Here is a 16,999-nt window from a genome sequence, read left to right on the forward strand (position 1 = left end):
ACGGCCGCGAGAGCACCAGCACCCGCTGCCCCGACCCCGCGGCCATGGAAAGCGCCCGAGGAAGCCCCCTTCGCCGCCGCGGCAACCCGGAACGCGACGACCCGAGGCCGAACGCCGACACCACCCGCGGACGCACCGCCCAACAGCGCGACACCCCGAAGCCCGACGGCCTGAAGCGCGACGACCTGATGCCGAACGCCGGCAACGCCTGCGGACGCACCGCCCGTTCGCTCGGCACCCCGGAACGCGACGCCTCGGAGCGGAGCGGCAACAGCATGAGCAAGGGCCGGCGCTCCGGCACCCCCGAGCGGAACGGCGACGAGCGCAACCGCGACCGATCCGGCGAGGGCAACGACCGCCGCGTGCGTGAGGGAGACACCCGGGCGGTCGATGCCCCCGACCACGATGAGGGCAAGCGGGACGCCGCCACGGCCGGACGCGCTTGCGAAGTGCCGGATCGCCACCGGCGCGACCACGACGAGCGCGAGCGAGACGCCTCCCGAGCCGGATCGGGCTGCGACGAGCGGAACGGGACCCGGGCCGGGTGAGGCGGCGCAGAGGACAGCGCTCGCGGGAGGGCGAGCCACCGCAGCGTGCGCAGCAGCGTCCTCATCGCGGGTCCTGCGGTCGCGGACGGTCCAGCAGGCCCAGCGTCACGAGGTCGCCGACCGGGTCCTGGACGCTGCAGCTGCCGAACCCGGCCCACAACGGCCGCTCGCGGTCGAGATGCGGCCGGACGCGGTCGGCCAGCGGGTTGGCCTCGGCCGAGGACAGCAGCGCCGCGAGGTCGGAAGGGTCGGCGCCGTCGGCGGCGGCCAGCACGGCGGCCAGGATGTTCACGAAGCCGTGGTGGACCAGGCCCGTCTCGGCGTCGGTGTGGCGGACCGCGTGGTGCAGGCCCGCGGTGAGCTTGAACGGCAGGTCGCGGTCGCGGCAGGCGATGATGACGGCGGCGAGCTCGGACGGGCTCGGGAAGAGCTCCGCGGCCAGCCCGCCGGTGCGGAACTTCGCGGCCACGGGCAGGCCCTCGGCCCGCAGCGCGGCGATGGCGTCCAGGCCGGACATCAGGCCCCAGGCGAGCGGCACCTCCAGATACCACTGCAGGGGCGACTCGCGTCCGCGCATCAGCCGCGCGAGCCGCTCGATGCCGGGCAGCGGGTCCTCGCCCCGCTTCGCGACCGGGCTCTCGAGCTGCCTGGTGCCCGCGGGGAGGTCGCCGAGCGCGGCCTCGAGGGCGGCCGGCTCACCGATCAAGCCGAGCGAGACGGCCGCCTCGGAACCGGGCGCGACCGAAGGCGACACCTGCGAGGCAGCCACGAGCAGTCCGGCCGCGTAAGAACCAGCCGCATGAGAACCGGCCGGATAGGAAGCAGGTGCGGGTGAATCCGGCGGGTGAGATGCGCAAGCGAGGGCCAGGAAGGCGGCCCGGTCGGCGACGGGGAGGAGAAGGGGGCCGATGAGCTCGGAATACCAGCTCCGGCGGTGGCCCGCGTGCGCGGGCACGGCGTCGGTCAGTGGCGCGCTGCCCGGCGGAAACACGGCGGCGTCGTCGACCAGTGTGGTCAGCAGGGTTGGCACTGCGTTTGACACGGCTTCCGAATCTAGTGGACGCTTTACAGGGCGGACAACTTCGTCCGTTATCCGGACACTCCATGAAGCACGACCTGGAGGGCCGTGATGCCGTACTACCGCCGCGTCGGCGAGGTGCCGCCGAAGCGCCACACCCAGTTTCGCCAGCCCGACGGCTCGTTGTTCGCGGAAGAGCTGATGGGGCAGGAGGGATTTTCGAGCGACTCCTCCCTGCTCTACCACCGCAATCGGCCGACGGCGATCACCTCGGCGGTGCCGTTCGAGCCGCCGGCCTGGTCGCGAGTGCCGAACCTGCCGCTCAAGCCGCGCCACCTGCAGACCGGCAAGATCGGCGGGGGCAAGGTGGACGCGGTGCTCGGGCGGCAGCACCTGCTCGCGAACGACGATGTCCGGATCTCGTACGTCGAGGCGACCGAACCCTCGCCCCTCTACCGCAACGCGGCCGGCGACGAGTGCCTCTACGTGTCGGCGGGCGCGGTCACCCTGGAGTCCACCTTCGGCGTGCTGGACCTGGTCGAGGGTGACTACGCGATCATCCCGACATCGGTCATCCATCGACTGGTGCCCAAGAACGGGCCGGTGAAGCTGCTGGCGATCGAAGCGACCGGACACATCGGACCCCCGCGGCGCTATCTCTCCGTGCGTGGACAGTTCCTGGAGCACGCGCCCTACTGCGAACGGGATCTCCGTGGTCCAGCGGAGCCCATCATCGCGGAGGGGTACGACATTTCCGTGCTGGTGCAGCACCGCCGGGGCTGGACCGAGCACATTTACGCAAATCACCCATTCGACGTCGTCGGCTGGGACGGCTGCCTCTACCCGTGGGCCTTCTCGATCCACGACTTCGAGCCCATCACCGGGCGCGTGCACCAGCCGCCGCCGGTGCACCAGACGTTCGAGGGCCCGAACTTCGTGATCTGCTCGTTCGTACCGCGCAAGGTCGACTACCACCCGCTGGCGATCCCGGTCCCGTACAACCACCACAACGTCGACTCCGACGAGGTGCTCTTCTACACGGGCGGCAACTACGAGGCCCGCCGCGGCTCCGGCATCGAGCAGGGCTCCATCTCGCTGCACCCGAGCGGATTCACCCACGGACCGCAGCCGGGCGCGGTCGAGCGCGCGATCGGCGCCGAGGCCTTCGACGAGCTCGCGGTGATGGTCGACACCTTCCGGCCGCTGGACCTGTGTGAGCCGGCCCTGGCGATCGAGGACACCGGGTACGCCTGGACGTGGGCCCGCCAGGCCTGACCGTCCTAGTGGGAGACCGGATAGATCAACGCGACGGCCGTGGCGGCCAGTCCCTCGCCGCGGCCGGTGAACCCGAGGCCGTCGGTGGTCGTGCCGGACAGCCGCACGATCGCCCCGAGGGCGTCGTGCAGCACCCGCTCGGCCTCCGACCGCCGCTTGCTGATCTTCGGCTTCACCCCGATGACCTGCACGGACACGTTGCCGATCTCGAACCCGGCCTGCCGGATCAGGCGCGCGGTCTCGCGCAGCAGCGTGACGCCCGAGGCGCCCGCCCACTCGGGCCGTGACGTGCCGAAGTTCGCCCCGAGATCACCCAGCCCGGCCGCGGAGAGCAGCGCGTCGCAGATCGCGTGCGCGGCGACGTCGCCGTCGGAGTGCCCGGCGAGCCCGTCGACGCCCTCCCACCGCAGCCCGGCGACCCAGCACTCGCGGCCGGATTCAAACGCGTGGACGTCGGTGCCGTTCCCGATCAACATCACGACGGGAGGGTACGACGTTTTGGTGCACAACCGTGAACCTTCGGTTGCCGAACCGACGCACGGGTCGGCATATGGGCGAATCGGGCCTAGGCTGGGTGGGGTGCGCAGCGATCAGACGACCCCGACGAGCCCCAGTCCGTGGTGGCGCACCGGAGCCGCGATTCGCTTCGGTCTGCTTGCCGTGATCGTGGTGTCCCTGTCCGTGGCGATCATCATTGCCCACCCGACCCGCTCGTCGCTGGCCCACGCGGTCGGCAGCAATCACCCGCTGGCCCCGTTCATCGCGATCGGCGGCTCGGCCGTGCTCACCACCGCGCTCGCCCCCCGCACGCTGCTGGCCGGCGTTGGCGGGCTGGTGTTCGGATTCGTGGGCGGGGCGCTGTACATCATGCTCGGCATCACCATCGGCGCGCTGATCGCGCACACGGTGGGCCGGTTCCTGGGCCGCGAGTTCATGGCCCGCCACCTGAGCGGTCGCATGCTCGCCATGGAGCAGGCCGTCGCCAAACGCGGGACGCTGGCGATCTTGATTTCCCGAATGGTACCGATCGTGCCCTTCGGCATCGCCAACTACGTCTTCGGGACCACGAGCGTGCGCATGAGCGCGTTCATCACCGGCACGGTCGTGGGCGCCCTCCCGGCCACCCTGGCGTACTCGGCGCTCGGCTCGGCCACGGCCCGCGGCGACGCGGTGGGCATGTCGATCGCGGGCGTCATGATCGCCACGCTGGGCATCGGCGGCTCGGTCGGCAGCTTCCTGCTCTGGCGCCGCCGCCCGAAGAGGACGACGACCCCGGCTCCCGCCGCAGCGTAAAGCGGCCGGCACGACTGACATTCCGGAAATGTCGGAATCCCGCACGAGGCGCAACGGCGGCAAAAGCGCGCCGCGGCGGTGAAAGCGGCGCCGCGGTGAAAGCGGCGCCGCGCAGTGCGGCGGTGGCAGCGGCGCGGCGACACCATCGCGGTGCGGTGACAGCAGCACACAGCGGCGGGGTGACAAGCAGCGAGGCGCGGCGACAGCGCCAGGCCAGAGCAACAGCGCCGGGTCAAAGCAACAGCGCCCGAGCGGCAGCGCCCGGTCAGAGCAGCAGCGAGGCCACAGCCAGGTCAAACGGCCGGGTGATCTTCAGCGCCGCCTCGGACCCGGGCACGGTATGCACCGGCTCACCGATCCGCTCGGCCATCCCGGCGTCGTCGGTGTGCTCGTCGATCGCCGCCGAGTGCGCCTTCTCCAGCACCTCGCGCCGGAACCCCTGCGGCGTCTGCACCGCACGCAGGGACGACCGGTCCACGGTCGCCACGACCGAGCCGGAATCCGAAACCTGCTTGATGGTGTCGACCACCGGAAGAACGGGTATGACGGCGCCGTGCCCCCCTCGCACCGCCGCCGCCACGGACTCCACCAGCTCCGGTGGGGTCAATGCGCGCGCCGCGTCGTGGACGAGCACGATGTCGAAGCCGTCAGGGACCGCCGCGAGCGCCGCGGCGACCGAGGCCTGCCGGGTCGCCCCGCCGGGCACTACCGTGACCGGGGCCACGGGCTCCAAGAGCTCCGCGACGAAGGACACGGCATCGGCCGGCGCGGCGACCACGATGCAGCCGACACTGGGCGCGAGCGCAAGACGCCGCACGGCGTGCACAAGAAGCGGCTCGCCGCCCAGGAGGCGAAGTGCCTTGGGGCCGCCAGGTCCGAGTCGGACCCCCATGCCGGCCGCTGGCACGAGGACCGCGACGTCACCACGCACAGACACGTGCGCCGTCACGTCGCGGTCCTCGGTATCGAAGGGATAGCCAGGCTGGATTCGTCAGGCCTCGGTCAACACCTTGTCGAGCAGCGACTCCGCCTCGTCCTTGGTGCTCTTCTCGGCGAGCGCCACCTCGCCGACCAGAATGTCCCGCGCCTTGGCGAGCATGCGCTTCTCGCCGGCCGACAGACCACGCTCACGGTCGCGACGCCACAGGTCGCGGACGACCTCAGCAACCTTGAGCGGATTGCCGGAGGCCAGCTTCTCCAGATTCGCCTTGTACCGCCGCGACCAGTTGGTCGGCTCCTCGGTGTGCGGAGCGCGGAGGACGTCGAAGACCTTCGTCAGGCCTTCCTCGCCAACCACCTCGCGCACGCCGACGATTTCGGCGTTTTCGGCGGGCACCCGCACCGTCAGGTCACCCTGAGCGACCCTGAGGACGAGGTACTGCTTCTCCTCGCCCTTGATGACGCGAGTCTCGATTGCCTCGATGAGTGCGGCCCCGTGGTGGGGGTAGACAACGGTCTCGCCGACACTGAAAACCATAGGTTCGAAACCCCTTTCGCTGTGTCTAGGGTAACACGGTCACGCGCTGTCGTCCCACCCCAGAGAGCAGCATTCGCGCAGGTCAGAACACATGTGAGTCCCCTTTCTCCTGCTTGACAGGAAACGCCGGACCTGCTGTGTAGCGGATCAACAACCGGGAGCACGCACAAATGACCTGGCAGTCGGACATATCCGATTGATTACGGCAAGTGTCCTCCGTCGTTCGCCGCCGGTCCAGAACCGACACGCTGCGTGACGTGACCAGCGGCGGAGCGTAGATGATACGCACAGATCTCGATGTAGTCACCTCTGGCGCGGGACCGGAAGGTGAGGGAAAGTTGAGGCAGGTGCGAGGAGAACAGCGATGGGCGCGCTGCGGGATGACAACGGCGGTGGTGAGCGACCACAAGAGGGTGGTGGCCTCCCCGATCTCCCGCCTGAGTGGGGAACGATCATCATTCCCGACGATCCCGCCGCACTCGACGACGAAGGCGCACCGATCCGTCGGCAATTCCGCCGCGACGCAATCCACCGCCGCTGGCGGCGTCGACTGCACCTGAGGCCGAAGCCGGCCCGGCGTGTGTCGGACGATTCACCCGGACTCGTCGTACCGCTGCTGATCATGACGATCGCGGTCATCGCGACCCTCGTGAGCCTGTTCGCCGTCGCGTGGCCCGGGCGCGCCCCCAAGACGAGTCCCAAGGTCGGATCCCCGACGAGCGCCCCGGCCGTGGTGTCGCTGACCGGCGTGAGCCTGCAGGACTCGGACGGCAAGCCGGTCGGGCTCGTGGAGGTCTCCCCGGCCGTGGTGCTGCTCGTGGACGGGTGCTCCTGCGAGCAGCTCATCCGCAGCACCGTCGACGCCGTCGCGACGGCGAAGAACACCGTCAAGGTCATCGTGGTCGCGGCTCGCCCGCCCACGCTGCCCAGCGGGCTCAGGGCGGGCGTGACCGTGCGCTCCCTCGCCGACCCGAACAACTCGCTGCGCGCCTCGGTGCCCGACCTGGCCGGCGACCGGACCACCGCCGCGGTGCTCGTCAGCTTCCACGGCAAGCTGGTGAAGGCGGTCCGGTCGGTGACCACGCCGGAGTCGTTCGCGGCCCAACTGTCAGACCTGTAGGAGCACCCCGTAGAGGGTGAGGCCGGCCGAGCGCGACCGTGGCGGACCCGCGGCGCAGGGCGTCACTGTCAGACCTGTAGGAGCACCCCGTAGAGGGTGAGGCCGGGGCCGAACGCGAGCGCGACCGTGGTGCGCGGCGGACCGGCGGCGCGGCGGCGCAAGGCGTCGAGGATCAGCAGCACCGTCGGCGAGGAGCAGTTCCCGTGCGCCGCGAGGGTGTCGCGCGACGCGGCCAGGGCCGACTCCGGCAGCGCGAGCTCGTCGCGGACGACGTCCAGGATTCGGGGGCCTCCGGGATGTACCGCCCAGGCATCCACGTCCCGGGGAGACATCCCGCGCGGGCGCAGCAGCCGCTCGACCAGGTCGGCGACGTAGATCGACAGCACGTCGGGCACCCGCGGCGACAGCCCCATGCGGAAGCCCAGATCGGTCACGTCCCACGTCATGTGGTCCGCGGTGGCCGTGTCGGTGACCGCGGCGATGTCGGCCACGAGCGCGCCGGGGCCGTCCGGCACGAGCACCACGGCGGCCGCGGCGTCGGAGAACAGCGCGTGCGCCACGATCTGCTGCGGGTCGTCGGTGGGCGGCTGTACGTGCAGGCTGGTCAGCTCGAGGCAGAGCAGCACCGCGGGGCGGCCGCGCGCGGACACGTAGTCCGAGACGGCGCCGAGCCCGGGCAGCGCCGCGTAGCAGCCCATGTGCCCGATGAACAGCCGCTGCGTGTCGTCCGCCATGCCCAGGTCGCGGGCGAGCAGGATGTCGAGGCCCGGCGTGGCGTATCCGGTGCACGAGCACACCGCGAACAGCCCGATCTCGTCCGGGCGCAGTCCCGCGGCGTCCAGGGCGCCCGCGACCGCGTCCTTGCCGAGCGGGAGGGCCTCCGTGAGGTACCGCTGCATGCGTTTGGCGGTTGACCAGGAGGACGCGTCCTCCAGCAGCGGGTTGACCGCCCCGTGACGGGTGACGACGCCCGAGTTGGCGAAGATCCGTTTCGCCAGCCCGCGGCGGGGCCCGTCGTAGTGCCGCCTGAAGTAGCCGTCCCACACCTCGTCCTGGCTCATCTGCCCGGGAAACGTCACGTGCATCCCCGCTATGGCGGCACCCGTCACTGGCTCACCTTCCTGCCGCGCCCCTGGTAGAGGATCGCGGTCGAGAACGTCGGCACGATCGGCACGCGACCGCGGCGGGTCACCAGCCAGCGGGCGAGGGAGGGCAGGGCGGGGCGCACGCCGCGGACGACCAGCGGCACCCCGTGGCGCGCGCACTCGGCCCGCAGCCGCTGAGGGTCCACGAACAGCGCGGGGTCGTGGATGCCGCGCACCGCGGGGACGACGGCCTCGGCGAGGCGCACGGCCACGAGTCGCGACAGCGCGGTGTCGGCGAGCGTGTCGAGCACGAGCCAGCCACCCGGGCGCAGGATCCGGCACGCCTCGGCGACCACGCGAGGCAGGTCGGGGACGTGCTCGAGCAGTTCCCCGGCGCTGACGACGTCGGCGCTGCCGTCGGCGAAGGGCAGGTGCCTCACGTCGCCGAGCACCGGGGTGACGCCGTGCGCGGCGGCCTGCTCGAGTCCGGAGACGACGAGGTCGACGCCGATGTGGGTGTACCCCTTGCCGGCCACGTGCGGCGCGAGCAGCCCGCCGCCGCAGCCGAGATCCACCAGCACGGCCCCGTCGCGCTCGGCGGGCGGGATCAGCCGCGCACGGGCGCGCGCGAGCCAGTAGAGCATCGAGAACGGGCTGCCGGGGCGCCACCATTCCCCGGCCAGGTCGTCATACTGACCAGGGTCGTTGCGAGCGCGCCTCGGCGACGGCATGAGACGAGCCTGACATGGGACCCCTCCGCCCGCCACACTTGCCGGATGTGGGTTGCGATCCCGCTCCTGCGGGCGAGTCATCCAGAGCCTGCCGCCGGGGTCACGGCGGTGGCGGTGCTGCTGTCCATCGGGCTGGATCGGCCGCTCGGCGGGGTGATTGCGGCCGGTGCGGCGGTACTGGCGAGTCAACTGTCGATCGGATGGGTCAACGACGCTCTCGACGCGGAGCGGGACGCCGCGGCCGGGCGCTCCGACAAGCCCGTGGCGGCCGGGAAGGTCTCCCGGCGGCTCGTGGCGGTGCTGGGCGCCGTCGCGGCCGCGGTGTGCGTGCCGCTGGGCTTCCTCTCCGGCTGGGAGGCGGGCCTGGTGTCGGCGCTCGCGCTCGGTTCGGCGCTGCTCTACGACTGGCCGCTGAAGTCGACGGCGGCCTCGGTCGTCCCCTACGCCGTCTCCTTCACCTGCCTGCCCGCGTTCGTCGTGCTCGGCGCGGGGAAGACTCCGCCGCTGTGGCTGCTCGCCGCCGGCGGCCTGCTGGGCGCGGGCGCGCACTTCGTCAACACGCTGCCGGATCTCGACGCCGACGAGCGCAGCGGCGTGCGCGGGCTCCCGCAGCGCTTCGGCCGCCGGGGGTCGCTGGCCGCGGCCGCGGTGCTGCTGCCGGCCGCCACCGCTGCGCTGGCGTTCGGGCCCCCCGGTCCGCCGCCGGTGCTGTTCTGGCCGGCGCTCGGGGTGTCACTCATCGCGCTTTCCTGGGGGTGGTACCGCATGAATCGCGACACAACATCGCGTGCCCCGTTCCTCGCCGTCATCGCCGTCGCTCTGATCGATGTCGTGTTTCTCCTGATCAGCGGCCTGAATCTGGATTGAGTCACCATTGCCAGGGTGCGCGTAATCCACCGATCAAGGGCATCTAGGCTGTAGTGCGGCTGCCCCTTGATTTGGAGGAATCACGGTGACGCGTTCGACTGAGGCCAAGCCGCTGGCTCGCCGCCGCACGGTGCTGGGCGCCGCGCTCCTGGCAACGGCCGCTTTCGGCGTCGGCCTGCTCTCCGCCTGCGGCTCGGGTCAGATCACCCAGACCGACCAGCAGACGGCCGCGGTGCCGGGCGTCAACGTCCAGAGCGCCGACGGCAAGATCGCGCTGCGCGACGGCAGCGTCGCCTACGCCGACCAGTACAAGCCCGGCTCGACGGTCCCGCTCAACATCCGGCTGTTCAACAACGCCCAGCAGGCCGTGAAGCTGACCGGCGCGACCAGCGACAACGGCACGATCGTCCTCGTCGGCGGCCCGCAGCCGGCCGCGGCTGCGACCTTGCCGGCGGCGCCGGCCGTGCTTCCCTCCGGCAGCAAGAAGCCGTCCGGCTCGCCCTCGGAGCCGGTCGCCGCCGCGCCCTCGCTGGCGCCCACCTCCGCGGGTTCGTCGACGATCGCCGTCAGCATCCCGGTCTCGGGGGTGGCACTGCTCACCCACGACAACGGCGGCGAGCAGTACCTGGCCGTCGACAAGCTGACCGGCGAGCCGCTGCTGCCCGGCGGCGCGCTGACCAACGTGACCTTCACGTTCACCTACGCCGACGGCAGCACCACCACGATCAAGCTGCCCAACCTGCCGATGACGCCGCCCGGCACGGCGCTGCCGAAGCCGAGCTCGGTCGTGCACGGCGAGGGTGTCGAGGAGTAAGCCCGGTTTTTTTGTCGTACCCCTTCGTTAAGTTGGGGGCGTGACGAAGACCAAGGGCTCGATCTATCAGTGCGACGTCTGCGGGCATCGGCCACCCAAGTGGATCGGCCGGTGCCCGGAGTGCGGTGAGTGGGGGGCGATCCTCGAGCTCGCCGGCGGCGCCGCCGTCACCGGTCCGGCCGCCCTGCGCTCCGTGCCGTCCCGCGCCCCGCTCGAGCCCGCCCGCCCGATCGCCGAGATCAGCGCGGCCCCGGCCAAGGCCCGCCCGACCGGCGTCGGCGAGTTCGACCGCGTCCTGGGCGGCGGCATCGTCCCCGGTGGTGTGGTCCTCCTGGCCGGCGAGCCCGGCGTCGGCAAGTCCACCCTCCTGCTGGACGTGGCCCAGCAGTGGGCGGTGCAGGGCGAGAGCCCGTCGCTGGTCGTCAGCGGCGAGGAGTCCACGAGCCAGGTCCGCCTGCGGGCCGAGCGCATCGGCGCCCTGCACGAGCGCCTCTACCTCGCCTCGGAGACCGACCTCTCGGCCGTCCTCGGTCACCTCGACGCGGTGAAGCCCGGCCTGCTCATCCTCGACTCGGTGCAGACGGTCTCGGCCCCCGGCGTCGACGGGGTCGCGGGCGGCGTCACCCAGGTCCGCGCCGTCACCGCGGCCCTGGTCGCCATCGCCAAGGAGCGCGGCCTGGCCACGGTCCTGGTCGGCCACGTCACGAAGGACGGCAACGTCGCCGGCCCGCGCGTCCTCGAGCACCTCGTCGACGTGGTCCTCAACTTCGAGGGCGACAAGCACTCGTCGCTGCGCATGGTCCGCGGCCTCAAGAACCGCTTCGGCGCCGCCGACGAGGTGGGCTGCTTCGAGATGCACGAGGGCGGCATCACGAGCCTGCCCGACCCGAGCGGCCTCTTCCTCACCCGCTATGCGGACGCCGTCTCGGGCACGTGCGTCTGCGTGGCCATGGAGGGCCGCCGCGCCCTCGTGACCGAGGTGCAGACCCTCATCGGCGCCCAGATGCCGGGCTCACCCCGCCGCACCGTCTCCGGCCTCGACTCGGCCCGCCTGGCCATGGTCCTGGCCGTCCTCCAGCGCCGCGCGGGCATCCAGCTGCACGACCGCGAGGTCTACGCGGCGACCGTCGGCGGCCTGCGCGTCACCGAGCCGGCGGCGGACCTGGCCCTCGCGCTCGCCGCGGCTTCCGCAGCCCACGAGCTGCCCATGCCTCCGGACCTCGTGGCGCTGGGCGAGGTGGGGCTGACGGGCGAGGTCCGGCGGGTGGGCGCGGTGCCCCGCCGCCTGGCCGAGGCGGCCCGGCTCGGCTTCCGCTTCGCCCTGGTGCCGCCGGGCTGCGGGCCCGCGGCCACCGGGGTGACCCCGCCGGGCATGCGAGTGCTGGAGGTCAACGACGTGCGGACGGCCCTGCACTACGCGGTGAAGGCAACGGCGGAGGACGTTTAGGCCCTGTCCCGCCGATTATGGCGGCCTCATGAGGGCGGCGATGAGTTGCCAGCTGGCTTGCTGGTGGACGGCCGGGTCGAAGTGCGGAGGTCGTCCGCCGTGGCTGCCTTTGGTGGCCCTGCGGGCGATCTGGTCGGACGGTTCCGGGATCGCGTGGCGGAGGCGCCGCCGCTGGCCGGGGCCGGGCGATGCTGCCGAGTCCTGACCGACAACGGCGGCCTCGGCAAGCCTCAGCAAGGCCGAGCGACCAAGCGCCCCGCGTAGCCTCAGGCCCTGGTCAGACGTAGCGCTCCAGTATTGAGGCCTCCGCGAGCCGGGACAGTCCCTCGCGAACCCCTCGGGCGCGGGCGTCGCCAACACCCTCGACGGCCTGCAGGTCCTCGACCGTCGCGCCGAGCAGCCGCTGCAGGCTCCCGAAATGCTCCACGAGCCGGTCCACCACGAGGCTCGGCAGCCGCGGCACCTTCGCCAGCAGGCGGAAGCCGCGCGGAGAGACCGCCGCGTCCAGCGCGTCGCTCGCCCCCGGGTAGCCGAGGGACTTGGCCACCGCCACGAGGTCGATCAGCTCCGTCGCCGTCAGGGCGTCGAGCTCCTCCAGCCCGAAGTCGGACACGCGCGTGCGGCGCACCGCGGGGATGTAGTCGCGGATGACCAGGGTGCGGTCGGCCTCCACGCCGGCCATGAGCTCCTCGAGCTGCAGGGCCAGCAGCCGGCCGTCGGTGCCGAGCTCCACGACGTAGCCCGCGATCTCGTCCGCGATCCGGCGCACCATCTCCAGGCGCTGCACCACGGCCACCGCGTCGCGGACGGTGACGAGGTCCTCGATCTCCAGCGCGGACAGGGTGCCGCTGACCTCGTCGAGGCGCAGCTTGTACCGCTCCAGCGTGGCCAGCGCCTGGTTGGCCTTCGACAGGATGGCGGCCGAGTCGTCGATGACGTGACGCTGGCCGTTGACGTAGAGCCCGATGATCCGCATCGACTGGCTCACCGAGATCACCGGGTAGCCGGTCTGCTTCGCGACCCGCTCGGCGGTGCGGTGGCGGGTGCCGGACTCCTCGGACGGGATCGTCGGGTCGGGCATGAGGTGCACGGCCGCCCGGACGATTCTCGTGCCGTCACTCGACAGGACGACGGCGCCGTCCATCTTGCACAGCTCGCGCAGCCGGGTCGCGGAGAACTCGACATCCAGCGGGAAGCCGCCGGTGCAGATCTGCTCGACCACGCGGTCGTACCCGAGCACGATGAGGGCTCCGGTCCGGCCCCGCAGGATGCGTTCCAGGCCGTCGCGCAGCACGGTGCCCGGGGCCATCAGGGCCAGCGTCGCGCGCAGGGGGTCGGCGCCGGGCAGCGCGGCGGCCCAGCCCCCGATGAGGCCGGTGTTGGCGGCGCCCCTGCCGGGCTCGCGGTCAATCGGCACCCGCACAGTCTACGGATGCCCGGTCATCAGGTGCTGGTGCGGTATCGACCCAGCCCGTAGAGTGGTCGGATGCCCTCCACAAATGGACGGCGGTTGATTTTCGAAAGCCAAGGGGTTTGTCGCCGGTGGCCGGTCCGGAGCGGATCGAGTGGCGACGGAGTTTTCCGTCCCGGTCTCTAGGAACCCTGGCGTGGTATGCCGTGTCGGCGACGCTCGCCGTCCTGCTCATCCGGGCGCTGTTCGGCGACGAGCCCGAGACGCTGGACTCGGGCGCGCACAACCCGCTCGCGAACGTTCCCATGTGGACGGCCGGCCTGGCCGTGGTGGGAGCGGTGCCGATCGCGCTCGCCGTGCTGCGCCGGCCGCGGGTCGGGGCCAACCACTTCGCGCTCACCCTGCGGCCCGGCTGGGTGCGTACGCTCGTCCTGCCCTGGTCACGGGTCGGCGAGGTGGCCGCGATCGAGGTGGGCGACGAGCGGTTCCTGGTCGTACGGCTGCTGGAAGGGCTCGACCGCACCGGCACCAACCCGGCCTGGATCGACCAGAACGTGCTGCGCGACCTGGCCAGGCTCGACGAGCGGCGGACCCGGGGCCTCGGGGTGGCGGTGCGCCTGCGGGACTTCAACGGCACGCCCGACGGTCAGCTGGCCGCGCTCGCCGCGTTCGCCCCCGACCAGGTGCAGATCGCGAACAAGCTGTAAGAACGGCATGACTCGGGTCCGCCGGGGTGCGGACCGTCGCTCCCGCCAGACACCGCTGGGCGCTGGCGCGCCGACGCTGCCAGGCCCGCGGTTGGTCACCCCACCCGAATGTCAGCCCCTCGGCACCGTCAGGTCAGCTGGACCTGAACGGGCTCGCTGAGCTTGGTGTCGAGCCGGCCGACCAGCTCGTACTTGCCCGCCGGCGGCGTCTCCCGGTTGGCGCAGCCGTTGTTCGTGGCCTTCCCGCTCCACGTGGTGCTGAACTGCACCTCGATGCCGGGCTTCAGCACCGTCAGCTGGCTGCCGTGCGGCGGGTCGCACGCGTCCGAGGACCAGATCTTGCTGGCCGCGACCTGGAGGTACAACTCCTGGGAATCGGCGCCGAGGTCCCGCACGCAATCGTGGGTCGCGACGTTCTTGATCTTCAGGAAGAACTTCAGGTAGGCGCCCCGGAACTGCACCGCCTGCTCGGGCGAGGCCACCAGCGTCAGGTCGGCGTCGGCGCACGGTGGCACGGTGGTGGTGGGCGCCGGCGGCGCGGCGGCCGAGGAGGAGACCGGCGGGGCCACGGACTCGGGCGCTCCGCCGGTCGTCGGCACCTGGATCGTCACCGTCGGTGTCGGGTCGCCGGTCGTCGGGCCGGCCGAGCCAGCGGCCGAAGTGCGTTTCTGGTCGTCACCGCCGCTGCCGCCGCAGGACGCCCACAGCATCAGGGACGCGACGACGAGCACGCCACCGATGATCGCCCGGCGCCGCCAGTAGACGCCTGCGGGCAGTGGGCCAACCGTCAGCTTCATGATGCACTCACCGTATCGGGGGAATGCCCCATGGTCGGGAAGGCTCGCCGCTCAGAGATAAACCTTCCGGGCATATACCGCGTGCGCCCCCGCGACCCGATCGAGAAACAGCAGCCCGGCGCAGTGGTCGATCTCGTGCTGCAGGGCCCGCGCCTCGAAGGCATCCGTCGTGATCTCGATTTCTTCGGTACCGCCCGGTGCATACCCGGCCACCACGAGCCGGTTGGCCCGCTTGACATCGCCGGTGAGATCCGGCACCGACATGCACCCCTCGCGGCCCTTCTGCCACTGCGACGCCTCGACGATCCGGGCGTTGCACAGGACGAAGGCGCCGTGCACCGTACGCGCCTTGGGGTGCCCGGTCACGTCCACGGCGAACACCTGCGCGCCGACGCCGACCTGCGGCGCGGCCAGCCCGACGCAGCCGGGCGAGACGCGCATGGTCGCCAGCAGGTCCTCGGCGAGCTGGAGGATCTCGGGGGCGGTGGGGTCGACGGGCTCGGCGGCGGTGCCGAGAACCGGGGCGGGCGCGCGAACGACAGGCAGGACCGCCCCGCTCACGCCGCCACCTCCACGGCCGCCCGGTGATCGGCCCCGGCGCCGCGCTGCCGGTCGCTCACGAGAGAGCCGCGCTGCCGTTCGCTCACAAGAGATCCGCGTCGGCCGGGCGCATCGAGACCTCGACGCCGAGCCGCTGCGCCGCGGTGCGCAGGGCCTCGTCGAGCCGCTCGGCGTCGGTGACGTCGACCTCGGCGACGATCACGTACAGGCTGCCGGAGAGCCGCGTCGTGAGGTCGGTGATGTTGCCGCCGCACTCGGCGACGGTGCGGGCCAGCGTCGCGACGATCCCGAGCCGGTCGGCGCCGTGCACGGTGACGACGTGGTGGGTGCCGGCGGGCTCGTAGACGGGCTCCTCCACGACCCTGCGCACGGTCACCAGCAGCGTCCGCTCGGCGGTGAGCGGCTCCAGCGCCGCCTCGATCTCCGCGCCGGCCGGAGGCCCCGAGCACACCAGCGTCATCGCGAAGTGTCCGCGCAGGCGGGTCATGGTCGAGTCGGTCAGGTTGAGGCCAAGGCGGGCCAGGATCTCGGCGACATCGGCGATGATGCCGGGCCGGTCGTGGCCGATGACCGTGACGGCGTACTCGTTCACGAGCTATATCCTTGCGTATCGCCAGTCACCCGAATGCACAGACCGCCATCGCGTCCACCCTGACGCGGTGGTACAACGCCAACGCCCGCGACCTCGCCTGGCGCCGGCCCGGCGCCTCCCCGTGGGGCGTCCTCGTCTCCGAGGTCATGCTCCAGCAGACCCAGGTGTCGCGGGTCGAGCCGGCCTGGGAGCGCTGGATGGAGCGCTGGCCAACGCCGGCGCACCTGGCCGCCGACCCGCCCGGCGAGGCCATCCGCGCCTGGGATCGCCTCGGCTACCCGCGCCGCGCCCTGCGCCTGCACGCGTGCGCGACCGCGATCGTGGAGCGGCACGACGGCGTGGTGCCCGACGACGTGGAAGCACTCCTTGCGCTGCCCGGCATCGGCGTCTACACGGCCCGCGCCGTGGCCGCGTTCGCCTTCCGCCAGCGCCACCCCGTCGTCGACACGAACGTGCGCCGCGTCGTGGCCCGCGCGGTCACCGGCACCGCGGACGGCGGCGCGAACACCACGCCCGCGGACCTGCGCGCCGTGGAGGTCCTGCTGCCGGAGGACCACGAGGCGGCGGCCCGCGCCTCGATCGCGTTCATGGAGCTGGGCGCGCTCGTCTGCACGGCCCGCGCCCCGCGCTGCGCCGAGTGCCCGCTGACCGCCGTCTGCGCGTGGCGGCTCGCCGGCTCGCCGCCGTCGGACGAGAAGGGCCGGCCCTCGCAGCGGTACCACGGCACGGACCGATACGTCCGCGGGCTGCTCATGGCCGTCCTGCGGGCGAGCGACGACCCGGTGCCCGCCGAGCGCCTCGACGCCGTGTGGCCCGACGCCGACCAACGCCGGCGCGCGCTGGCCGGACTGCTGGTCGACGGGCTGGTGAACCAGCGGGCCGAGACGTACACCCTGCCCGGCTGAGCCACCTCCCCGCACGCGCGCAACGACCAGCGCTGGCACCGACTCCCACACGCACGGCGCGGAACAACCGGCACGGGGCAGCACGACCGGCGCGGGCCGGTGCATGCGGCGGTCGGCGCGGAGCGGGGCGGGGTGGCTGGGGCCTGGGCTGTCGGCGGGGCGGCGCGATGCGATCGGTGCTGGGGGCGGCCAGCGCGGGACGACCGGCGCGGCCAGCGCGAGACCGCCAGCGCGAGGCCGCCGACCCTGGTGTGCGCGACGACACCCTCGTCGATGGGCTCGCGAACGGCGGGAAAAGACGTACACCCTGCCGGGTTAGGTTGCAGGCCCATCGGGTGGCGTTATTCACCG

General features: G+C 72.2%; 19 protein-coding genes. 9 read left to right on the plus strand and 10 right to left on the minus strand.

Features of this window, described 5'->3' with window-relative positions; genetic code table 11:
* The first annotated feature begins 44 nt into the window (after positions 1-44).
* The gene (locus tag ABT369_RS03855) at positions 45-548 is read left to right on the plus strand and encodes a hypothetical protein (protein WP_350610158.1); all 504 of its coding nucleotides are present in this window, start codon (positions 45-47) and stop codon (positions 546-548) included.
* Positions 549-609: 61 nt separating this feature from the next.
* Here the strand turns inward: ABT369_RS03855 and ABT369_RS03860 are convergent, their stop codons facing one another.
* Complete coding sequence (locus tag ABT369_RS03860) at positions 610-1,578, minus strand: hypothetical protein (protein ID WP_502891699.1); 969 nt, start codon at positions 1,576-1,578, stop codon at positions 610-612.
* A 99-nt stretch (positions 1,579-1,677) separates the two neighbouring features.
* Here ABT369_RS03860 and ABT369_RS03865 point away from each other — a divergent pair, with 99 nt between their 5' ends.
* Positions 1,678-2,841: a homogentisate 1,2-dioxygenase gene (locus ABT369_RS03865; protein ID WP_350610160.1), complete on the plus strand. Its 1,164-nt coding sequence runs from the start codon at positions 1,678-1,680 to the stop codon at positions 2,839-2,841.
* 5 nt (positions 2,842-2,846) lie between these two features.
* Here the strand turns inward: ABT369_RS03865 and ispF are convergent, their stop codons facing one another.
* A complete protein-coding gene (gene ispF, locus ABT369_RS03870; protein ID WP_350610324.1) occupies positions 2,847-3,317 on the minus strand; it encodes a 2-C-methyl-D-erythritol 2,4-cyclodiphosphate synthase in 471 nt (156 codons plus the stop codon).
* A gap of 103 nt (positions 3,318-3,420) precedes the next feature.
* Here ispF and ABT369_RS03875 point away from each other — a divergent pair, with 103 nt between their 5' ends.
* A complete protein-coding gene (locus ABT369_RS03875) occupies positions 3,421-4,134 on the plus strand; it encodes a TVP38/TMEM64 family protein (protein WP_350610161.1) in 714 nt (237 codons plus the stop codon).
* 265 nt (positions 4,135-4,399) lie between these two features.
* Here ABT369_RS03875 and ispD read toward each other — a convergent pair whose 3' ends face one another.
* The gene (gene ispD / locus ABT369_RS03880; RefSeq protein ID WP_350610162.1) at positions 4,400-5,083 is read right to left on the minus strand and encodes a 2-C-methyl-D-erythritol 4-phosphate cytidylyltransferase; all 684 of its coding nucleotides are present in this window, start codon (positions 5,081-5,083) and stop codon (positions 4,400-4,402) included.
* Positions 5,084-5,125: 42 nt separating this feature from the next.
* Positions 5,126-5,611 (minus strand): CarD family transcriptional regulator, encoded by a 486-nt coding sequence (locus ABT369_RS03885; RefSeq protein WP_350610163.1) that lies wholly within the window; start codon positions 5,609-5,611, stop codon positions 5,126-5,128.
* A gap of 622 nt (positions 5,612-6,233) precedes the next feature.
* Between ABT369_RS03885 and ABT369_RS03890 the strand changes: the two genes are divergently transcribed.
* The gene (locus tag ABT369_RS03890) at positions 6,234-6,731 is read left to right on the plus strand and encodes a hypothetical protein (RefSeq protein ID WP_350610164.1); all 498 of its coding nucleotides are present in this window, start codon (positions 6,234-6,236) and stop codon (positions 6,729-6,731) included.
* Positions 6,732-6,799: 68 nt separating this feature from the next.
* Here the strand turns inward: ABT369_RS03890 and ABT369_RS03895 are convergent, their stop codons facing one another.
* Positions 6,800-7,816: a type III polyketide synthase gene (locus ABT369_RS03895; protein ID WP_350610325.1), complete on the minus strand. Its 1,017-nt coding sequence runs from the start codon at positions 7,814-7,816 to the stop codon at positions 6,800-6,802.
* A 20-nt stretch (positions 7,817-7,836) separates the two neighbouring features.
* Positions 7,837-8,547, minus strand: a complete 711-nt coding sequence (locus ABT369_RS03900) for a methyltransferase domain-containing protein (RefSeq protein ID WP_350610165.1) — start codon at positions 8,545-8,547, stop codon at positions 7,837-7,839.
* Between the two features lie 45 nt (positions 8,548-8,592).
* Here ABT369_RS03900 and ABT369_RS03905 point away from each other — a divergent pair, with 45 nt between their 5' ends.
* The 3 genes from ABT369_RS03905 to radA all read left to right on the plus strand — a co-directional run bounded on the left by ABT369_RS03905 (position 8,593) and on the right by radA (position 11,675).
* Positions 8,593-9,414, plus strand: coding sequence for a UbiA family prenyltransferase (locus tag ABT369_RS03905; protein WP_350610166.1), 822 nt, complete (start codon positions 8,593-8,595; stop codon positions 9,412-9,414).
* Positions 9,415-9,499: 85 nt separating this feature from the next.
* Positions 9,500-10,228: a hypothetical protein gene (locus ABT369_RS03910; RefSeq protein WP_350610167.1), complete on the plus strand. Its 729-nt coding sequence runs from the start codon at positions 9,500-9,502 to the stop codon at positions 10,226-10,228.
* A gap of 40 nt (positions 10,229-10,268) precedes the next feature.
* The gene (radA, locus tag ABT369_RS03915; RefSeq protein ID WP_350610168.1) at positions 10,269-11,675 is read left to right on the plus strand and encodes a DNA repair protein RadA; all 1,407 of its coding nucleotides are present in this window, start codon (positions 10,269-10,271) and stop codon (positions 11,673-11,675) included.
* Positions 11,676-11,952: 277 nt separating this feature from the next.
* Here radA and disA read toward each other — a convergent pair whose 3' ends face one another.
* On the minus strand, positions 11,953-13,092 hold the full coding sequence (disA, locus tag ABT369_RS03925; RefSeq protein WP_502891692.1) for a DNA integrity scanning diadenylate cyclase DisA: 1,140 nt from the start codon (positions 13,090-13,092) through the stop codon (positions 11,953-11,955).
* A gap of 200 nt (positions 13,093-13,292) precedes the next feature.
* Here disA and ABT369_RS03930 point away from each other — a divergent pair, with 200 nt between their 5' ends.
* Positions 13,293-13,793 (plus strand): hypothetical protein, encoded by a 501-nt coding sequence (locus ABT369_RS03930; RefSeq protein WP_350610169.1) that lies wholly within the window; start codon positions 13,293-13,295, stop codon positions 13,791-13,793.
* A 128-nt stretch (positions 13,794-13,921) separates the two neighbouring features.
* Here the strand turns inward: ABT369_RS03930 and ABT369_RS03935 are convergent, their stop codons facing one another.
* The 3 genes from ABT369_RS03935 to ABT369_RS03945 all read right to left on the minus strand — a co-directional run bounded on the left by ABT369_RS03935 (position 13,922) and on the right by ABT369_RS03945 (position 15,743).
* Positions 13,922-14,590 carry a hypothetical protein gene (locus ABT369_RS03935; RefSeq protein WP_350610170.1) on the minus strand — a complete coding sequence of 223 codons (669 nt, stop codon included), beginning with the start codon at positions 14,588-14,590 and terminating at the stop codon, positions 13,922-13,924.
* 51 nt (positions 14,591-14,641) lie between these two features.
* Positions 14,642-15,151 carry a peptide deformylase gene (gene def, locus ABT369_RS03940; RefSeq protein WP_350610171.1) on the minus strand — a complete coding sequence of 170 codons (510 nt, stop codon included), beginning with the start codon at positions 15,149-15,151 and terminating at the stop codon, positions 14,642-14,644.
* Between the two features lie 82 nt (positions 15,152-15,233).
* Positions 15,234-15,743, minus strand: coding sequence for a glycine cleavage system transcriptional repressor (locus ABT369_RS03945; protein WP_350610172.1), 510 nt, complete (start codon positions 15,741-15,743; stop codon positions 15,234-15,236).
* Between the two features lie 17 nt (positions 15,744-15,760).
* Here ABT369_RS03945 and ABT369_RS03950 point away from each other — a divergent pair, with 17 nt between their 5' ends.
* Complete coding sequence (locus ABT369_RS03950) at positions 15,761-16,648, plus strand: HhH-GPD family protein (RefSeq protein WP_502891700.1); 888 nt, start codon at positions 15,761-15,763, stop codon at positions 16,646-16,648.
* The last annotated feature ends 351 nt before the right edge of the window (positions 16,649-16,999 follow it).

This window comes from Dactylosporangium sp. NPDC000244, from assembly GCF_040300725.1.
In the GTDB taxonomy this organism is placed as follows: Bacteria; Actinomycetota; Actinomycetes; order Mycobacteriales; family Micromonosporaceae; genus Dactylosporangium.